18 protein-coding genes are annotated in these 19649 nt (G+C 67.4%); 14 read left to right on the top strand and 4 right to left on the bottom strand.

Annotation, left to right across the window (positions count from 1 at the left end):
• Positions 1 to 313 precede the first annotated feature (313 nt).
• Positions 314 to 1393: an MBL fold metallo-hydrolase gene (locus tag ASG27_RS05710; RefSeq protein ID WP_056414437.1), complete on the bottom strand. Its 1080-nt coding sequence runs from the start codon at positions 1391 to 1393 to the stop codon at positions 314 to 316.
• Positions 1394 to 1517: 124 nt separating this feature from the next.
• Between ASG27_RS05710 and ASG27_RS05705 the strand changes: the two genes are divergently transcribed.
• From ASG27_RS05705 to ASG27_RS05665, 9 genes are all read left to right on the top strand, one after another.
• Positions 1518 to 1913 (top strand): MerR family transcriptional regulator, encoded by a 396-nt coding sequence (locus ASG27_RS05705; protein ID WP_056414436.1) that lies wholly within the window; start codon positions 1518 to 1520, stop codon positions 1911 to 1913.
• Between the two features lie 120 nt (positions 1914 to 2033).
• A complete protein-coding gene (locus tag ASG27_RS05700) occupies positions 2034 to 2417 on the top strand; it encodes a PaaI family thioesterase (RefSeq protein ID WP_200912402.1) in 384 nt (127 codons plus the stop codon).
• A gap of 38 nt (positions 2418 to 2455) precedes the next feature.
• Positions 2456 to 3646: an isovaleryl-CoA dehydrogenase gene (locus ASG27_RS05695; RefSeq protein ID WP_056414430.1), complete on the top strand. Its 1191-nt coding sequence runs from the start codon at positions 2456 to 2458 to the stop codon at positions 3644 to 3646.
• 51 nt (positions 3647 to 3697) lie between these two features.
• Positions 3698 to 4357: a carbonate dehydratase gene (gene can / locus ASG27_RS05690; RefSeq protein WP_056162659.1), complete on the top strand. Its 660-nt coding sequence runs from the start codon at positions 3698 to 3700 to the stop codon at positions 4355 to 4357.
• Between the two features lie 50 nt (positions 4358 to 4407).
• Positions 4408 to 6210, top strand: a complete 1803-nt coding sequence (gene aceK, locus ASG27_RS05685) for a bifunctional isocitrate dehydrogenase kinase/phosphatase (RefSeq protein WP_056414427.1) — start codon at positions 4408 to 4410, stop codon at positions 6208 to 6210.
• Positions 6211 to 6295: 85 nt separating this feature from the next.
• Positions 6296 to 7489, top strand: a complete 1194-nt coding sequence (locus ASG27_RS05680) for an acetyl-CoA C-acyltransferase (RefSeq protein ID WP_056414424.1) — start codon at positions 6296 to 6298, stop codon at positions 7487 to 7489.
• On the top strand, positions 7489 to 8580 hold the full coding sequence (locus tag ASG27_RS05675) for a DUF695 domain-containing protein (protein WP_056414421.1): 1092 nt from the start codon (positions 7489 to 7491) through the stop codon (positions 8578 to 8580). The genes ASG27_RS05680 and ASG27_RS05675 overlap by 1 nt, the downstream gene beginning before the upstream one ends.
• Positions 8581 to 8676: 96 nt before the next feature.
• Entirely contained in the window at positions 8677 to 9345 is a 669-nt protein-coding gene (locus ASG27_RS05670; RefSeq protein WP_056414420.1) for an SDR family oxidoreductase, read from the top strand.
• A gap of 41 nt (positions 9346 to 9386) precedes the next feature.
• Positions 9387 to 10517, top strand: coding sequence for an acyl-CoA dehydrogenase family protein (locus ASG27_RS05665; protein WP_056414417.1), 1131 nt, complete (start codon positions 9387 to 9389; stop codon positions 10515 to 10517).
• 75 nt (positions 10518 to 10592) lie between these two features.
• On the opposite strand, the gene ASG27_RS05660 is transcribed toward ASG27_RS05665, so the two are convergent.
• On the bottom strand, positions 10593 to 11072 hold the full coding sequence (locus ASG27_RS05660) for a DUF421 domain-containing protein (RefSeq protein ID WP_056414414.1): 480 nt from the start codon (positions 11070 to 11072) through the stop codon (positions 10593 to 10595).
• 170 nt (positions 11073 to 11242) lie between these two features.
• On the opposite strand from ASG27_RS05660, the gene ASG27_RS05655 reads away from it, so the two are divergent.
• From ASG27_RS05655 to ASG27_RS05635, 5 genes are all read left to right on the top strand, one after another.
• Complete coding sequence (locus tag ASG27_RS05655) at positions 11243 to 11950, top strand: DUF4197 domain-containing protein (RefSeq protein WP_056414411.1); 708 nt, start codon at positions 11243 to 11245, stop codon at positions 11948 to 11950.
• A 28-nt stretch (positions 11951 to 11978) separates the two neighbouring features.
• Positions 11979 to 12407, top strand: coding sequence for a YchJ family protein (locus ASG27_RS05650; protein WP_162240434.1), 429 nt, complete (start codon positions 11979 to 11981; stop codon positions 12405 to 12407).
• A 114-nt stretch (positions 12408 to 12521) separates the two neighbouring features.
• Positions 12522 to 15440, top strand: coding sequence for a hypothetical protein (locus tag ASG27_RS05645; protein WP_156370550.1), 2919 nt, complete (start codon positions 12522 to 12524; stop codon positions 15438 to 15440).
• Positions 15441 to 15497: 57 nt separating this feature from the next.
• Positions 15498 to 16154 (top strand): HAD family hydrolase, encoded by a 657-nt coding sequence (locus ASG27_RS05640; protein ID WP_056414405.1) that lies wholly within the window; start codon positions 15498 to 15500, stop codon positions 16152 to 16154.
• A 27-nt stretch (positions 16155 to 16181) separates the two neighbouring features.
• Positions 16182 to 17621: a patatin-like phospholipase family protein gene (locus ASG27_RS05635; RefSeq protein WP_235503969.1), complete on the top strand. Its 1440-nt coding sequence runs from the start codon at positions 16182 to 16184 to the stop codon at positions 17619 to 17621.
• A 75-nt stretch (positions 17622 to 17696) separates the two neighbouring features.
• Here ASG27_RS05635 and ASG27_RS05630 read toward each other — a convergent pair whose 3' ends face one another.
• Entirely contained in the window at positions 17697 to 18377 is a 681-nt protein-coding gene (locus tag ASG27_RS05630) for a glutathione S-transferase family protein (RefSeq protein WP_056414402.1), read from the bottom strand.
• Between the two features lie 144 nt (positions 18378 to 18521).
• Positions 18522 to 19604, bottom strand: coding sequence for an AraC family transcriptional regulator (locus tag ASG27_RS05625; protein ID WP_056414399.1), 1083 nt, complete (start codon positions 19602 to 19604; stop codon positions 18522 to 18524).
• Positions 19605 to 19649: the final 45 nt, after the last annotated feature.

The raw sequence follows: 19649 nt of genomic DNA, 5'->3' as shown, positions 1-19649 counted from the left end.
CGCCGATGATAGTGCGGGTTCCCGTGTGAAAGTAGGTCATCGTCAGGCTCTTACAGCCCAGAAAACCCCAGTCAGTCATGACTGGGGTTTTTTGCTTTTCCGCTTTGCTTTGCACCATAGAAACACGGAAAGCGATATCAGTCGATAAGTGAAGAGGTGAATAGGTGGATCGACGAACGACCCGCCGAGCTCCTACTGACGATCAGGTGAGCAAGGTCTATGGCTTCCGCGCCACCGCAAGCCCGGAGCAACCCAAGCACTAAGTCCACATCGTCCTCTGATCAACCGCTAGGCCGGTCAATACACAGCCGATTCAACCGACGGACCGCATCCTGAAGCGGTGCACGCCGTCCGAGTCCAGCAGACGCTCCATCTGCCCGCCGAACCACAGATAGTGCAAATGCGCCAACGCCTCGCCCATGGCAAAGGTCATCTGGTGGGCGTCCAGCGACCGCTTGAACAGGATCGGAAGGGCATCGGCGGCCGACAAGCCGGCTCCTCCGACGGCATCCATGATGTCCTGGAGACGATCCCGATGATGGTCTTCCAGTTGCTGGATGCGTTGGTGCAGCCCGGTAAAAGGCTTGCCGTGTGACGGCAGCACCAGGGTATCCGCGGGCAGGTCCACATACCTGCGCAGCGACGTCAGAAACAAACGCAGGGAGTCCGCCTCCGGCTCGGTGGCATGCACGCTCACGTTCGTTGAAATGCGTGGCAAAACCATGTCGCCACTCAAGAGAACACCCAACTCCTCGCAGTACAGAGCCATGTGTTCGGGCGCGTGGCCATAGCCACTGATGCATCGCCAGACCCTCCCGCCGATGTCCACCGTTCCACCGTCCAGCAACCTGCGAAACGTCGACGGAAGCGCCGGGACCAGGGTCGGGAAATAAGACACGCGGGCACGAACGTGCTGCAAGAATTCCTCGTCCCGCATGCCGTGCAGTGCATAGAAATCCGCATTGGCTTCACCCCCGAAGCCGTCCCGGTCGTACACCGCGATCCTGGCGGTGTTGTAGTCTGTCGCGCTGATCCACAGGCGCACCTGCCAGCGGTCGCAGATCCAGTGCGCCAGGCCGATGTGGTCGGGGTGCATATGCGTCACGATCACACGCAAAACGGGAAGCCCTTCCAGGCAGTTCGCAAAGACCTGCTCCCACTGCGCGCGCGTCGTGGCGCTGTCGATGCAGCAATCCACCACCGTCCAGCCGTCGACCCAGTTTCCGTGGATGTCGGGTTGGCGGTCCCGCAGAAGCCACAGGTTGATGTGGTCCAGGGCGAACGGCAGTCCCATCCGTATCCAGCGAATGCCCGGCGCGACTTCCATCACGGAGCCCTCGCCAGGGAGGGCGTCGCCCAAGGGGTAGTGGATTTGGTGTTCAAGGGGATTCATGGCGGCTACCGGATGGGTTAGCATTGACGTTAACGTAAACGTCATGCATCCAGGCATTGTAGGGATTGGCGGCCGACGGGCTGTCTCCTGGGCGAAACCACCTGCGCTGCACCCCACAAGCACCATGGCCAACACCTACAGCATCAGCGACCTCGCCAAAGAGTTCGATCTCACCACGCGGGCCATCCGGTTCTATGAAGACATGGGCTTGCTGCAGCCCGAGCGCACTGGCGCCGCAGGCCGCAACCGGGTGTACAGCGCGCGGGACCGCACCCGGCTGCGGCTGACCTTGCGCGCCAAGCGCCTGGGCCTGTCGCTCACCGAGGCCAAGGAAATCATCGACCTCTACGACAGCCCCCGCGATACCGGCGTACAGCTGCGCAAATTCCTGGACGTGCTGGTGGTGCACCGCAAGCAGCTGGAAGAGCAGATGGCGGATCTGAAGGCCAACCTCGAAGAGGTGCAAGAGCACGAGAGCGACGCCCGTGCCCTTCTGCTGCAGCTCGAAAAACAAAAATGAGCCATAATTGACGTTTACGTAAACGTAAATCTGGAGACCGTCGTGCCAACGAGCCCCTTCGAGCCCCGCTGCGCAGAGTACGCAGCCCGTGTGACCGACAGCTTTGCGCGCCAAGGCGCGATGCAGACCCTCGGCGCGCGTCTGGCGCTGGTGGCCCCTGGGGCGGTCGACATCGAGCTCGGCTGGGCCGCGGCGCTCACCCAGCAGCACGGATTCCTGCATGCCGGCATGGTCGCCACGGCGCTGGATTCCGCCTGCGGCTATGCCGGCTTCACCTTGATGGCGGCCGATGCGGCCGTGCTCACCATCGAATTCAAGATCAACCTGCTCGCGCCCGCCCAGGGCGAGCGCTTTCGCATGGAAGGCCGCGTGCTCAAGCCCGGCCGCACCATCACGGTGTGCGAGGGCAGGGCCTTCGCCATCGAGGGCGGGCAGGAAAAACTCATCGCCACCATGGGCTGCACGCTCATGGCCGTCACGGGCCGCGACCACATCCAGGGCTGACCACAAGCCTTTTCCCCTTCACCTTCGAGGAGACATCCATGAGCATTCCCGCCAACCTTCCCGGCCTGAATTTCCAGCTGGGCGAAGACATCGACGCGCTGCGCGACGCCGTGCGCGACTTTGCCCAAGCCGAGATCGCCCCGCGCGCGGCAGAGATCGACCGCAGCGACCAGTTCCCGATGGACCTGTGGCGCAAGATGGGGGACCTGGGCGTGCTCGGCATCACCGTGTCCGAGCAGTACGGCGGCGCGTCCATGGGGTACCTCGCGCACATGGTGGCGATGGAGGAAATCTCCCGCGCCAGCGCCTCGGTCGGGCTGTCCTACGGTGCGCACAGCAACCTGTGCGTGAACCAGATCAACCGCAACGGCAACGAGGCGCAAAAGGCCAAATACCTCCCCAAGCTCATCAGCGGCGAACATGTGGGCGCCCTGGCGATGAGCGAGCCGGGCGCGGGCTCCGACGTGATCAGCATGAAGCTCAAGGCCGAGGACAAGGGCGGCTACTACCTGCTCAACGGCAACAAGATGTGGATCACCAACGGCCCCGACGCCGACACGCTGGTGGTCTACGCCAAGACCGAGCCCGAGCTGGGCGCCCGCGGCGTCACGGCCTTCCTGATCGAAAAAGGCATGCCGGGCTTCAGCATTGCGCAAAAGCTCGACAAGCTGGGCATGCGCGGCAGCCACACGGGTGAGCTCGTGTTCAACAACGTCGAAGTGCCAGCGGCCAACGTGCTCGGCGGCCTCAACCAGGGCGCCAAAGTCCTGATGAGCGGCCTGGATTACGAACGCGCGGTGCTCACCGGCGGGCCGCTGGGCATCATGCAGTCCGTCATGGACAACGTGATCCCGTACATCCACGACCGCAAGCAGTTCGGCCAGAGCATCGGTGAGTTCCAGCTCATCCAGGGCAAGGTGGCCGACATGTACACCGTGCTGCAGGCCGGCCGCTCGTTCGCCTACACCGTGGCCAAGAACCTCGACATGCTGGGCACCGAGCACGTGCGCCAGGTGCGCAAGGACTGCGCCAGCGTCATCCTGTGGTGCGCCGAGAAAGCCACCTGGATGGCCGGCGAAGGCGTGCAGATCTACGGCGGCAACGGATATATCAACGAGTACCCCCTGGGCCGCCTGTGGCGGGATGCGAAACTCTACGAGATCGGCGCCGGCACCAGTGAGATCCGCCGCATGCTGATCGGTCGCGAGCTGTTCGCCGAGACCTGCTGAGCCCGCCGCCCCGGCCACTCAGGGTGGCACGTTGACGACTTCAAGGACCCCATGACGACCTCCATCGACGACCTCTTCGTACACAACCGCGCCTGGGCCGCCCAGATGGAGCGCGAACGCCCCGGCTTCTTCACCGGGCTGCTGGCTCAGCAAAAGCCCAAGTACATGTGGGTGGGTTGCTCGGACAGCCGCGTGCCGGCCAACCAGATCACGGGCCTCGAGCCCGGCGAAGTGTTCGTGCACCGCAACGTGGCCAACGTGGTGGTGCCCACCGACCTCAACTGTTTGTCCACCATCCAGTACGCGGTGGACCAGTTGCGCATCGAGCACCTCATGGTCGTGGGCCACTACGGCTGCGGCGGTGTGCTGGCGGCGTTGGAAGGTATCCGCGTAGGCCTGGCGGACAACTGGATTCGCCACGTGCAGGACGTGCGCGACCGCCACCGTGACCTCATCGCGTCGGTGGCGCCGCAGTGGCGCCACGATGTGCTGTGCGAGCTCAACGCCATCGAGCAGGTGGTCAACATCGCGCAGACCACCGTCATGCTCGACGCCTGGGGCAGCGGCCAGAAGGTCACGCTGCACGGCTGGTGCTACGGCCTCAAAGACGGCCTCATCAACAACCTGCACATGACGGTGGACAGCACCGAAGGCCTGGACGCGATCTACAAGGCCGCCATCGCCGGCGTTGCCGCCACGCGCCGCGAATAAACCGGCCCAGCCAGGCACAAAAACCGTCCACCAGCCAGCCCAGGCGCGCCATGTTTCCCCAGCGGCTCGATGCCCCCGAGGCCTACGGCATCGCCAAGGCGATGATGGACGGCTTCAACCGCCACTACCGGCTGTTCCGCACCGAGTCCGCGCGCGCCAAGCACCGCTTCGAGACAGCCGACTGGCCGGGCCAGCAGCGGGCGCAGCGCGAACGTATCGAGTTCTACGACCTGCGCGTGAAGGAGTGCGTGCGCCGGCTTGAAAAAGAGTTCGGCGCCGGCTCGCAGCCCATGGACGTGTGGCACCAGATCAAGCTCCACTACATCGGCCTCCTGGTCAACCACCACCAGCCCGAGCTGGCCGAGACCTTCTTCAACTCGGTCACCACCAAGATCCTGCACCGCACGCACTTCCACAACGACTTCATCTTCGTGCGACCGGCCGTCAGCACCGAGTACATCGAGAACGACGAGCCCGCGGCGCTGCCCACCTACCGCGCGTACTACCCCTCGCGCAGCAACCTGCACAGCACGCTGCAGGCCGTCATCGACAACTTCCGGCTGCAGCGCGAGTTCGAAGACCTCGCGCGCGACACCGCTCATGTGCTGGCCGCCATCGAGCCGCGCATCGCGCACATGACGCTGCGCGCCAACTTCCAGATCCAGGTGCTGGCCAGCCTGTTCTACCGCAACAAGGGCGCGTACGTGGTGGGAAAGATCATCAACGGCTTCAGCGAAGTGCCGTTCGCGCTGCCCATCCTGCACACCGACGCGGGCAAGCTCGCCATCGATGCCGCCCTGTTCGGCGAGGACGACCTGCTCGCGCTCTTCAGCTTTGCGCGGGCGTACTTCATGGTCGACATGGAGATACCCAGCGCCTACGTGCAGTTCCTGCGCAGCCTCATGCCGCGCAAGCCCCGCGCCGAAATCTACAACGCCCTGGGCCTGGCCAAGCAGGGCAAGACGCTGTTCTACCGCGACTTCCTCTCGCACCTCAAGCACTCCAGCGACAAGTTCCGCATCGCACCGGGCATCAAGGGCATGGTGATGCTGGTGTTCGACCTGCCGAGCTTTCCGTTCGTGTTCAAGCTCATCAAGGACTTCTTTCCGCACCAGAAGGAAACCACGCGCGAGCAGATCAAGGGCAAGTACCTGCTCGTCAAGCAGCACGACCGCGTGGGCCGCATGGCCGACACGCTCGAATACAGCGAGGTCGCCTTCCCGCGCGACCGCTTCGACGATGCGCTGATCGCCGAGATCGAAAAGTTCGCCCCCAGCCAGCTCGAGATCAGCGACCGCGACGGTGACGGCCAGACCGAGGTCATCATCAAGCACCTGTACATCGAGCGCCGCATGGTGCCGCTCAACATCTACCTGCAGGAAGCCTTCGACGCCGGCCTGTCCGACCCGCGCGCCCACCAGCGGATGGAGCGCAGCGTGATCGAATACGGCAACGCCATCAAGGACCTGGTCGCCGCCAACATCTTCCCGGGCGACATGCTCTGGAAGAACTTCGGCGTCACCCGCAACGGCAAGGTCGTGTTCTACGACTACGACGAGATCGAATACCTCACCGACTGCCACTTCCGCCGCGTGCCCGCGCCGCGCAACGAGGAAGAAGAGATGAGCGGCGAGGTCTGGTACAGCGTCGGCCCGCGCGACGTGTTCCCCGAAACCTTCGGCCCTTTCCTGCTGGGCAACGACGCCGTGCGCGAGGTCTTCATGAAGCACCACGCGGACCTGCTGGATGCCGCGTTCTGGCAGTCGCACAAGGAGCGCATCCAGGCCGGCCACATGCTCGACGTCTTTCCGTACGACAGCGACCGGCGCTTTGCGCACGGCGCAGCTCCCTAGCGCGCGGCGCTGCTGCAAACGCTGCCTCCACGCTCCCGCATCTTTCGTTCACACAACACCGACAGCAACCCAGGAGATCCACACCATGACCACAGCCACCCAAGACCCCATCGTCATCGTCGGCGCAGCGCGCACCCCCATGGGGTCGCTGCAGGGCGACTTTGCCAGCCTGTCTGCCCATGACCTGGGCGGTGCCGCGATCAAGGCGGCCATGGAGCGCGCAGGCGTATCGCCCGACGCCGTGGGTGAAGTGCTGTTCGGCAACTGCCTGATGGCAGGGCAGGGCCAGGCGCCCGCGCGGCAGGCGGCCTTCAAGGGCGGCCTGCCCAAGGGAGCGGGCGCGGTCACGCTGTCCAAGATGTGCGGCTCCGGCATGAAGGCCGCGATGATGGCGCACGACATGCTGCTGGCCGGCACGCACGACGTCATGGTGGCCGGCGGCATGGAGAGCATGACCAACGCGCCCTACCTGCTGCAAAAGGGCCGCGGCGGCTACCGCCTGGGCCATGACCGCATCTTCGATCACATGATGCTCGACGGTCTGGAAGACGCGTACGAGGCCGGCCGCTCCATGGGCACGTTTGGCGAAGACTGCGCCGCCAAGTACCAGTTCACCCGCGAGCAGCAGGACGCCTTCGCCACCGCCAGCGTGCAGCGCGCCAAGGCCGCCACCGAGTCCGGCGCTTTCGCGGCCGAGATCGTGCCGGTGACCGTCAAGACCCGTGCGGGCGAGACCGTGGTGTCGACCGACGAGGGCCCGGGCAAGATCAAGCTCGAGAAGATCGCCACCCTCAAGCCCGCGTTCAAGAAGGACGGCACCATCACCGCCGCGTCCAGCTCCAGCATCAACGACGGCGCGGCCGCCCTGGTGATGATGCGCGAATCCACCGCCCAAAAGCTCGGCGCCACACCCCTGGCCCGCATCGTGAGCCACGCCACCCATGCGCAAGAGCCCGAATGGTTTGCGACCGCCCCGCTGGGCGCCACGCAGAAGGCGCTGGCCAAGGCCGGCTGGCAGGTCGGCGACGTACAGCTGTGGGAGATCAACGAAGCCTTTGCCGTGGTGCCCATGGCGCTGATGAAAGAGCTGGACCTGCCCCACGACAAGGTCAACGTCAACGGCGGTGCCTGTGCTCTGGGCCACCCCATCGGCGCAAGCGGCGCCCGCATCATGGTCACGCTGATGTACGCCCTCAAGGCCCGCGGCCTGACCAAGGGCCTGGCCACGCTGTGCATCGGCGGCGGCGAGGCCACGGCCGTGGCGCTGGAACTCGTCTGATGGCGGCGCCCGCATCGCCCGAGATCACCGCGTTCTGGGCAGAGTTCAGCGCCGCGCAGCCCACGCTGCAGGCACTGCCGCTGCTCGACCGCGTGGAAGCGGCCAACACCATCCTCGAGCGCCACCTGGAAGGCCTGGCGCTCGAGATGTCCGGCGGCGACGATGACGCCGTGGTGGACCTCATCGCCACCGCGCACGGCAGCGTCGCCAACTTTCCGCTGCTCATGCAACTGGTGGCCGCTGCGCCCGCGCTGGCGCACTACCGGCTGCGCGCGTTCCGTGAACGCACCACCCAGCCCGACTTCCCCATCGGCATGGACGGCTTCGAACTCGAGACCTCCGACGTGCTGGTGGCGTGCAGCCGCGATGACGGCCAGGCCGCGCTGGAGATCCGATTCGGCCGCGAGATCCCGAGCGACTACCAGGACCACGCGCGCAACATGGCGTTCATCATGCTCGACCATGTGCTGGGCGAGTACGACTTTGCGGTGAAGGTGGGCGCGGTGGACTTCGTCGAGATGCCGCAGGACCCCGACGCGCAGTGGACCCCGCTCAGCCAACTGCCTCCGGTGTTCGACCGCCATTGGATCAATTTTCTGGGCCGCACGGGAGAGTTTCCCCAGGGCGAGCACGACTGGGCAGGGATGACGCTCGCCTTCGGCCCAGGCGCCGACGGCAGCGGCGACGAGGATGAAGAGATCGACGGCGAAAGCGAGAGTGAAAGCGACGGCGACTCCGACGACACCGCCATCGTCATGGTCAACCGCAGCGCGCAGCCCGTCGCGATGCGGGCCGACCTCGCCTACGCGCTCGAGCTGGACCTGGCCGTCGAAAACCGCGAAGAGCTGGCCGCCGTGCAGGCCTTGCAGGACCAGGCCGCCACCTTGCTCGAACTGCCGCAGCTGGGCATCCTGGCCTACACCATGACCCGCGCCGGCCGCCGCAAGGCCGTGTACTACGTGGGCGACACGCAGATGGCACGCCAGGCACTCGCGCCGCTGCTGCTGCGCGACGAAGCCGCCTCGCTTGAGCTGACCACGCGCTTCGACCCCACGTGGTCGGGCTACTTCGAATTTGCCGTGCACCTGTAAAACGTGGCTTTGTACAACGCGCCATCTGCATTGCTATCAATTCAATAGCTGCTTGTGCTTGTCCATCAAGCGGTAGAGCCCTGAAAGGTCTTGAAAATGAAGTCCATCCTCATCATCGGCGCATCGCGCGGCATCGGGCTGGAGCTGGTGCGCCAGTACACCGACGCGGGCCGCCGCGTGATCGCCACCGTGCGCGACGACGCCGGGCGCGAGCGGGTGCAGGCCCTGGGCGCCGAGGTGCTGACCATCGACGTCGCCCACCCCGCCAGCGTGAGCGGCCTGGCCTGGCAGCTCGACGGCGAAAAGATCGAGACCGCCTGGTACGTGGCCGGCGTCATCCGCCGGCCCAACGCGCTCACGCCGCCCACGCAGCAAGACTTCGACGCGGTCATGCACACCAACGTACTGGGCGCCATGCAGACCCTGCCGCAGGTCGCGCCCCTGGTGGCCGACGCACAGGGCGTGTTCGCGTTCCTGTCCTCGTCCATGTCGCAGATCGGCAGCGTGCCCGACAGCGGCTCGTGGCTGTACCGCACCAGCAAGGCCGCGTTGAACATGGCCGTGGCCTCGGCGCAGCACGACTACCCCGGCGCCACCCTCATCACCATCGACCCCGGCTGGGTGCAGACCGACATGGGCGGCGAAGGCGCTGCGCTCACGGTGCAGGACAGCGTGCGCGGCCTGCGCGCCACCGTGGCGGGCGTCACCGCCGCCGACAAGGGTCGCCTGCTGCACCACGACGGCCGCCGCGCCGCCCACTGGTAATTCTTTCGACCGAACACAACGACCTCCGGAGACAACCCCCGATGCTGCTGACCCAAGACCAGGAAATGATCCGCGACGCGGTGCGCGATTTTGCCCAGGAACAGATCTGGCCCCACGCCGCCCGCTGGGACAAGGAGCACCACTTCCCCCACGACGTGCACCAGGGCCTGGCCGCCCTGGGCGCCTACGGCATCTGCGTGCCCGAAGAGTTCGGCGGCGCCAACCTCGACTACCTCACGCTCGCCCTGGTGCTGGAAGAGATCGCCGCAGGCGACGGCGGCACCAGCACCGCCATCAGCGTGACCAACTGCCCCGTCAACGCCATCCTCATGCGCTACGGCAACGCCCAGCAAAAGCGCGACTGGCTCACGCCGCTGGCCCGCGGCGAGATGCTGGGCGCCTTCTGCCTGACCGAGCCGCATGTGGGCTCCGACGCATCGGCACTGCGCACCACGGCGGTGAAGCAGGGCGATGAATACGTCATCAACGGCGTCAAGCAATTCATCACCAGCGGCAAGAACGGCCAGGTGGCCATCGTCATCGCCGTCACCGACAAGGGCGCGGGCAAGAAGGGCATGAGCGCCTTCCTCGTGCCCACCAGCAGCCCCGGCTACGTCGTCGCGCGGCTCGAAGACAAGCTGGGACAGCATTCCAGCGACACCGCGCAGATCAACTTCGACAACTGCCGCATCCCGGCCGAGAACCTCATCGGCGCCGAAGGCGAGGGCTACAAGATCGCCCTGGGCGCGCTCGAAGGTGGCCGCATCGGCATCGCCGCCCAAAGCGTGGGCATGGCGCGCAGCGCGTTCGATGTGGCGCTGGCGTATTCGAAGGAGCGCGAGAGCTTCGGCACCGCCATCTTCAACCACCAGGCCGTGGGTTTCAGGCTGGCCGACTGCGCCACCCAGATCGAGGCCGCCCGCCAGCTCATCTGGCACGCCGCAGCGCTGCGGGATGCCGGCAAGCCCTGCCTGAAGGAGGCCGCCATGGCCAAGCTCTTTGCCAGCGAGATGGCCGAGCGCGTGTGCAGCGCCGCCATCCAGACGCTGGGCGGCTACGGCGTGGTCAACGACTTCCCGGTCGAACGCATCTACCGCGACGTGCGCGTGTGCCAGATCTACGAAGGCACGAGCGACGTGCAGAAGATCATCATCCAGCGCGCGCTGGCGTAGCGCGCTTCGGGGTATACCGCGCCGTGGCCGCAGCCCACGGCGACCTGCCGCGCCACGCCACGGCCTTCTGCACATTCACTGCGCACTGTCCCGCCGCCGCAGCACCACCGTGATCTGCCCGTTGGTCTCGATGGTGGCGCGCTCCACCTCGTGGACGTGCAGGCAGCCACCGGCGCGCAGGGCCGCTTCCAGGTCCTCGGCCGAGAGCAGCTCCTTGTGCATCAGCGTCTCATTCACCTGGCCGTTGCGCACCAGCACCTGGGGCGTGCCGTCGATCAGGCGCTCCAGCCACCGCACGCGAAAAGTCATGTGCGCCAGCACCACATGGCAGGCAATGAGCGTGGTGGCGGACACCAGCCCGCCCACCAGCGAGTTGTCGCCCGCGTTCATCGAGTTCTGCACCGCGTTCGACAGGATGAGCAGCAGCACGAGGTCGAACGGCGCGAACTGTCCCGTCTGCCGCTTGCCGGTCAGCCGCAGGAAGATCAGCAAAAACACATACACCACCACCCCGCGCAGCACGAACTCCCACCAAGGCACGCTTGTTGTCCACATGGCCCCACTCCTTATTGCAGTTGCCGCCAGATCGTAAACAGGTTCGCCCCAGCGCGCGTAGGTGAAAATCGGCTTTGGCGACACGTGTCCGCCAGGGCGAGCGCGCCACGCCACCGTGGGGGCCGCCGCCCGGCGCACCGCCACCCATTCCATCCTGAAAGAAGCTTCACATGCTGCGTCGCCAGTTTCACCATGCCACCGCGGCCACCCTGGGCGGGCTCCTGCTGCTGGCCGCCCACCAGCGCGCGCTGGCGCTGTCGCTGGGCGACCTGACGAATGCCGATGCGTCCAGCGGCCTCAAGGCTGCGCTCGGGCAGGGCGCCCAGGCTGCCGTGGCACTGCTGGGCCGGCCCGACGGCTTTCTGGGCAACCCGCAGGTCCGCATCGGCCTGCCGGGCTACCTGGCCGATGCCGCCAAGGTCATGAAGTCCCTGGGCCAGGGCAAACGCATCGACGAGCTCGTGACATCCATCAACCGCGCCGCCGAGGCCGCCGTGCCCATGGGCAAGGACCTGCTGGTCGGTGCGGTGCAAAGCATGACGGTGACCGACGCCAAGAACATCCTCACCGGCGGCAGTACCTCGGTCACGATGTTCTTCGCCGACAAGACGCGCGCCCCGCTGGGCGAGCGCTTCTTGCCCGTGGTGAACCAGGCCACCGAAAAGGTCGGCCTCACGCAGAAGTACAACGCGTTCGCCGGCAAGGCCGCAGGCTTCGGCCTGCTCAAGCCCGAGGAGTCCAACCTCGCGCAGTACGTGACCGGCAAGACGCTCGACGGCCTGTACTTCATGATCGGCGAAGAAGAGCGCCGCATCCGCCAGGACCCGGCGAGCGCCGGCAGCGCGATCGCCAAGAAAGTCTTCGGAGCCTTGCGGTGACGCGCAGCCACCGCTCCACGGCCATCCCATGCAGTTGAAGAACACCGACCCCTGCCCCTGCGGTCGCACCCAGGCCCCACCCGGCAAGGGCGCCAGGGCGGCAGCCTTGCCGTATGCCCACTGCTGCGGACGCTACCTCGACCACTGGGACGACGCTCCCGCGCCCGACGCCGAGAGCCTCATGCGGTCGCGCTACACCGCTTTTGTCCTGGAGCGTGGCGACTATCTGCAGGCCACATGGCATGCCAGCACCCGCCCGGCCGCGCTGGACTTCGAGCCCGGCACCAAATGGCTGGGCCTGGAGGTGCGCGGCCACCGTGCGACCAGCGACGACCGCGCCGTCGTGGAATTCGTCGCCCGCTACCGCGTGGGCGGCCGCGCGGTGCGCCTGCACGAGACCAGCCGCTTCGTGCGGGAGCAGGGGCGGTGGTTCTATGTGGATGGGGATTCGTCCTGACACGCTGCAAGCACCGACGGAATGCCCTGCATGCACAAGCAGACGCACTGGCACTGAGCAACATGGCGCAGCCCGGGGACACGGGCGCGGTCGACATCAAGGAGAGGGTGATTCATGGAGCGATGGACAACATTGGCGACCGCCGCCGCACTGCTGCTGGCAGCGGTGCCGCTCTGGATGTGGGTGGCTGTGGCGCGCGGCGTGGCCGCCCTGCGGATGCAGCAGACACAGTCGATGACTGTGGAGCACGCGGAGGTTCCCGCCCCCTACCGCGCCATTCTGGACGGCGCTGAAGCGGAAGCTGCAGCACTGGGCTTTGCCTACGTTTACAGCCTGAAATCCTCCCCGATCGCGCACATTTCTGGAATGCCGTGGATCTACAGCGACGTGTATGTGTCTGCCGATGGGCGCTCGCAGTTGCAGGTGTCTCCCTCCAACTTGCCCGATGCAGCCCGGCCCTGCGTCTTCCAGTGGGTCACGGTGTGGGAGGACGGCCGCCCCCATGACGTGACGCTGCACTGCTACCGGCATTTCTTGCTCTGGTGGCCGCCTACGTGGCAGGTCCACGACGACTACGTTGCCTCCGTGCGCGAAGCCTGGCAAGGTCACCAGCGCCGCGTGGACGCGGGATGTGCCGCTGGCCGGCAGCCCGTGACGGATATCGGCACGGTTCGTGACGCGGCGATCGCCTGGTCGCAAGAGATGCTGCCGCATGGCGTAGCCCAGGGCTACCTCACACCCCTGCCAGGGGCGCTCGCCGCCGAGCCCGGGTCCGTTGGCGTACCGCTGTGGCGTATCCGCTGGCCGGCGGCGCTGCGGCTCGCACCGGCGTTGCTGCGCGGTGTGCGCCGGTCCGGCCGGGTGCTTTCGGGCCATCCGGCGGCTGCCGCCTCCACGCCGTCGAACGCGGAAGTGGCGTTGCAGAACGACCTGCAAGCCTTTGAGCAGCACCAGTCGCACATGGCCGAGGTCGCAGCCCGCCCGCGGCGAAAATGGCTGGCGTTGGGTGTCACGGCTGCCTTGTTCATGGTGGTGGGGGGACTCCTGATGAGCTGGCGCAGCGCACTGCTGGTGCTGGTGGCCATTGCCCTGCATGAAGGCGGCCACTGGTGGGCCATGCGGTGTTTCGGCTATCGCAATCTCTCGGTGCTCTTCATCCCCGGTCTTGGCGGCGTCGCCATGGGGCACAAGCCCGAGGCCTCGACCTGGAACAAGCTGGGCGTGTACCTGGCAGGCCCGATGCCCGGGCTGTTCCTGGGGGTGGCGCTGTTGCTGGCGGTCGCCCGGGGCTGGCTCCCCAGTTCCGGATGGGTATCCGACTTCGCGATCATGTGCCTCGCGATCAACTACCTCAACCTGCTGCCCGTGCACCCTCTGGATGGAGGCAGGGTGGTCGAATCCCTGCTCTTCGTGCGCTGGCCGGTGCTGCGCTTTGCGTTCGTGCTGGCCGGGGTATTTGCGTTGGCGGCGTTGGCTTGGTTCTTGGGCGATGCGGTGACGTTGGCGCTGGCAGGCCTGCTGGCGTTGGGGCTGACACACCACTGGCGTCTGATGCGGGTGGATCAGTCGGTGGCCCGACCCGCCGACGGGCAGGCGCTGTCGGAGCGTGACGCTGCCGCCCGCATCTTCAAGGCCACGCAGCATCCCCGGTTTTCTCGCTGGTCGTTCACGCAGCGCCTGGCTGCCGTCCGGGCCCTGCTGCCAGAGTTTCAGGGCGCGCGCCTGGGTGTGGGGGGCACGTTGGCAGGGCTGGTCATTTACGCCGCCTGTCTGGCGCTTCCGGTGGTGGCCTTGGTGGCATCGGGTGCAGCGAGCGGGTGGTGGCCCGTCAAGTCTGCACCGAAGTATCCGCCCGACGACGTGCAGAAACCTTCGGCATCCCATCCAGCGCCGGACAAAGCTCTATCGATAACGTCCGAAGAGTGGGCCCGCAGGCTCGCCCGTGCGTCGGAGCAACCCGCCAGCCAACGCCTGAAAACCTACCTGGGTGCCGCGGGCGACGCGCTCGATATGGAAGACACGCAGACAGCTCTGGAGCGGTATCAGCAGGCCTGGGCGCTGGCGGAGGACCTGCCGCCCGCCACCGAACCGGACCGGGCCCGCGCGCAACTGGGCCTGCTGCGCGCTACCAGCGATCCGGAAGCCGCGAGGGCCTGGGGCCTGCGTCTGCTGGCGGATGTGCCCGCCGGTGCGGGCCCTGTGCTCGACGCCCTGCGGGCAGAAGCCGAGCGGGACCTGGCGTACAACGCGCCCACGGTGACGGCGCAAATCGAGCACATGCAGCGTGCGCTGATGCACTGGGAAGCGCTGGCGCAGGGGGCTTCGGATCACGCTGCGGACCCTGAAGGGGCCGCCCAGCAGGCGTCGTATGCACGGTCCAGCCTGTCGCGCTGGCACGATCAGCTTGGACAGCCCGCAGACGTGGACGAAGCGCGCCTGCTGCTGCAACGCAATGTGGACGCTTGGGAATGGCCTGCGCCCTCCGACCGCAGCCCGGACGCCCTGCGCAACCGCATCCGCCGGACTTCAGCGATGCTGGACCTGGCTTGGTTCGCGCTGGAGCATGGGCAGGCCGAGACGTCGCGGCAAATCGCACAGCAGGTCCTGACGATGATTCCCGCACGCGTCACCATCAGTTGGGTGCATGTGCAGGACCGAGCCCTCGAAACCAGGGTGTGGGCCGATCTGTCAGGGCAGAGTACCGGCGAGCTTCTTGAAAGCTGGAAGGCGTGGCAATCGTCCGCGCGCAATACCGTGCAGCCGCGGCGTGATCTGGTGGCGCAGCTGGACAGGTGGGTGGTCACCCACCGCCTGGGGCTGGGCGGACAGGCCGACGAGGCCCGCGCACACGTCCTGCGGGACGCCGAGCGCGGCGGGTACTGGGTGGAACGCTGGTGTGGTCCCCTCGGTACAGGTACCGCTGAGGCTGCGCAGGATGTGCGTGAGCGAGCCCGCCGTGATGCCGCGCAGGCCACCGGGCTGTGCGCTAGCGCCAGCTCCGCTGCGGTCAAGAGCCCGGTAGAGAATCGATGACCCAGCCCACGCAACCACGCCCAACGAACATCTGAACGAAAAGTGAGTGACCATTCAATGAACCGATTCGAAGCCATCCTGTTCGACTGCGACGGCGTCCTGGTCGACAGCGAGCCCATCACCAATGGCGTGCTGCGCGACATGCTGGCCGAGGCCGGGTGGGCGCTGACACCCGAGGAATGCATGCGCATCTTCATCGGCAAGACGGTGCGCAGCGAAGCCGCGCGCATCGAGGCGCACACCGGGCGGCCGCTCACCGATGCGTGGATGGCCGACTTCTATGCCCGGCGCAACACCGAGCTGGACCTGCGCCTCACCGCCATCGAGCACATCCACAGCACCATCGAGCGGGTGCATGCGTACCATGGCGGGCGCATTGCCTGCGCCTCGGGGGCGGACCGGCACAAGGTGGAGATGCAGCTGGCCAAGGTGGGGCTCACGCCGTACTTCGAAGGCCGCATCTTCAGCGGCCACGAGATGCCGCGCACCAAGCCCGCGCCGGACGTGTACCTGGCCGCCGCAGCCGCCCTGCAGGCGCAGCCGCTGCGCTGCGCGGTGGTGGAGGACACGGTGACCGGCGTCACGGCCGGCGTGGCCGCGGGTGCCACGGTGTTCGCGTATGCCCCGCTGGGCGATGGCGAGGCCCTGCTCGCCGCGGGCGCGACGCGGGTGTTTGGCAGCATGGCCGAGTTGCCGGCGCTGCTGGGCTGCTGACGCGTTCGCTGCAGGAAGCGCGTGCCCATGACGATGCCCATCTCCCTGAAGCGCCGCCGCTTGCCGCGGTGGCTGCGGCACTGCGCCGCCCTCGCCGCCGTCGGCATTCTCATGGGCTGCTCGTCGGTGCGCCCCTGGATCAACGAGCCGCTGCCGCTCGAAGACCAGAACATCCCGGTGCGCAAGTCCGAGCGCGACCCGACCATCCTCGTGGCCGTCACGCTCTCGGGCGGCGGTGCGCGTGCAGCAGCCTTCGGCTTTGGTGTGCTGACGGAGATGCAGCAGACCCGCTTCCAGTGGAACGGCCGGGACACCACCCTGCTTGATGCCACCGACGTGGTGAGCGGCGTCTCGGGCGGCAGCATCGTGGCGGCGTACTTCGCGGCGCATGGCATCGACGGGCTGCCGCGCTTCGAGCACGACTTCCTGCGCCAGAACTTCCAGAACAGCCTGATCAGCCAGGCCCTGCGCCCGGGCAACCTGGTGGACCTGACCTCGCCCTGGCTGGGCCGCACGCACCTGCTGGCGCGGCGGCTCGACGATCTGTATGGCGGGCTGACCTTCGGCGACGTGGAGCGGCGCCCGCGCCACCCGCAGTTGTTCATCACCGCCACCGACATGTCGCTGGGCACGGGCTTCGAGTTCACCTGGGAGCAGTTCTCGCTGATCTGCTCGGACCTGCGCAAGGTGCCGCTGTCGTTCGCGGTGGCGTCCTCGTCGGCCGTGCCATTGCTGCTCAGCCCCATGACGCTCAAGAACTACGCCGACCAGTGCCCGGCGCACCGCGCGGCGTCCACCGTGGGCGCGCGGGCTGCAGCCGGCGACTACCGGGCCCGGCTGTACCGCGCGCACGAGCTGAGCTATACCGACGCGCAGCGCAAGCCGTACATCCATCTGGTCGATGGCGGCCTGGCCGACAACCTGGGCGTGCAGCGCCTGCTGGACCGCGCCCTGGCCGGTGGCGGCCTGCGCCAGACCTTCAGCGAGGTGGGCATACCGCCTGGCACCATCCGCAAGCTGGTGCTCATCACCGTGAACGCCGAGCGCGATCCGTCGGTCAACATCGACATGAGTGACCAGGTGCCCAACATGGCGCAGGTGGTGGACTCGCTGCTCTTTGGCACCGGCGCCCGCGCCACGCGCGAGACGCAGGAGTTTCTGCGCGACATCACCCGCCAGTGGCGCCAGTCGCTGGCCGAAGGCTCCAAGGGCGAGAGCGATGCGTTCGCTCCCGATGCGGAGATCCACGTCATCCCGGTGAACCTGCGCGACGCGCCGGACGACGTGGCGCGCCGGCGTTTGCTGCAGGTGCCCACGGCGTTCTCCATCGCGCACGAAGAGGTCACGGACCTCATCGAGGCGGGCGGCAACGTGCTGCGGCACTCGCCGGAGTTCCGCGCGCTGGTGCAGTCGCTGCTGCGCAGCGCACCGCCGCCATCGTCCCCGCCGCCCCCGTCGCCGCAGTAACGTGCGCTGGCCCGTATCCGTGGACGCGGCGCCGCCTGCGCCACAGTGCGGGCGGGTCGTCGTATCAGCGGCGCATCAAGGCCGCGTGTCGGGCGCAGGGGTGGTGGGCACGTCCTGGTCCTCGGCCGCCTCGATCTGCGCGGCGTGGGCCCGCTGGTAGCCCGGGCGTTCCTGCAGCCGCTGCCAATAGGCCTGGGTGGCCTCGCCGAACTGCGGCTCCAGACCCAGATGGTCGGCCAGCAGCAGTGCATAGCCCACCGACACATCGGCCGCGGTGAAGCGGCCCGCGCACAAGTAGTCCTGGCGGGCGACCGCGGACTCCACCGCGCGCAGGCGCGCCAGGAACCAGCGGCTGTAGTCCTCCACCACCTGCGGCTGCTTGCGCTCGGCAGGCTCGAAGCGTCCATATCGCAGCACCAGCGTCTGCGGAAAGGTGAGCGTGGCCTCGCCCAGGTGCAGCCAGTTCAGGTAGGCGCCGAAGGCCGGGTCGGGCGGGCGCACCTCCAGCCCTGCATCGGGGTGCGCGGCGGCCAGGTACTGGCAGATGGCGGCCGACTCGGTCATGCGCACCTGGCGCGTGCCCTCGCCCTGCACCAGCAGTGGCACGGTGCCCAGTGGGTTCTCTTCCAGAAACCAGCGCGCCTTGGCGCGCGGCGGGAACGGCATCATGTGCAGCGTGTACGGCAGGCGCAACTCTTCGAGCATCCACAAGGGGCGAAAAGACCGGGCGCTGACGCAGTGGTAGAGATGGATCATGGGCAGAGCGGGCCCGCCAGGGCGGCAGGCAGTGGTCAGGCAAACAAGTGGAATGCAGTGTAGTGGCGCACCGCGGGCGGGGCTGTCGGACAGGTGCCATGCAGGGTGCAGATCGTGCCGACCGCCGCATGCGCCCAACGGCTGTCAGGCATCGCGGGACTGGCGGCGAAACTCCGCGGGCGAGTGCCCCGTCCAGCTGCGGAACGCGCGGATGAAGCTCTTTTCGTTGACGAAGCCCGCCGCCTCGGCCACCTGCTTGATGGGGCGGTCGGTGCGGTGCAGCAGTTCCACCGCGCGGCTTTGGCGCACCTCGTCCTTCAGGCCCTGCAGCGTGGCGCCTTCTTCCTTGAGCTGGCGGTGCAGGGTGCGCGGCGACACGTGCAGCAGCGCGGCCAGCGACTCGGCACTGTGCTGTGCCAGCGCGGGCGCGGCGTGCCCACCCACCGTGGCGCCCAGCAGTTGCCGCACGCGCTGCACCAGCAGGCGGTCGCGCCGGTACTGCAGCACCGTGAGCGGCAGCGCGTGCTGCAGCATCTGCCGCAACGCGGCCTCGTCGCGCCGCAGCGGCAGGCTCAAGTAGCGCGCATCGAAGTGGATCGCCGTCTGCGCCGCGCCAAAGGCCACCGGGCCGCGGAACAGCACCGCATAGGCATCGGCATGCGGCGGCGCGGCAAAGGCAAACTCCGCCGCGGTCAGCGGTATGCGCGAGTCCACCAGCCAGCAGGCCAGTCCGTGCGCATTGCGCAGCACCGACACCAGGCAGAACTCGCGCAGCGCACCCAGGTCGCGCGCCTCGGTGATGCGCAGCGTGGCGGTGTCGCCCTCGGTGGTCAGGTGCAGCGCGATGTCGTCCGCCAGCAGGCCGTGGTGCCGGCACCAGCGCGCCAACGCCACGCCCAGGTGCGGCGAGCTGATCGATGCGCGTGCCAGCATGCCGTAGCTGCCCCAGGGCAGGCGGCGGCTGAACCAGCCCAGGGCCTCGTCGTCCAGCTCCTGCATGGCGGCGTCCGAGATGCGCTCCATCTGCCAGGCCGTGATGCGCGCCTGGTCGTCGTGCAGCAGCTGCGGCGCAATCTGTGCCTGCGCCAGGGCCTGGTCGGGGCGCAGGCCGCGCTGCTCGTACGCCAGTACGATGGCCCGCACGAACGCGATCGGCGTGACGGCTGGGGCGGCGGTGGGGGGCAAGGCCTGCCAGGCGGGCTCAGGGGTCGGTGCAAGGGATTTCACGCGGGCCAGTGTGCCCCAGGCGTGGCACGATTTGCAACCATTGTG

It is taken from the genome of Acidovorax sp. Leaf191 (assembly GCF_001424425.1).
Classification (GTDB): domain Bacteria; phylum Pseudomonadota; class Gammaproteobacteria; order Burkholderiales; family Burkholderiaceae_C; genus Acidovorax.
The sequence above is the reverse complement of the archived record's forward strand: the minus strand, read 5'-3'. Positions and strand labels throughout refer to the sequence as shown.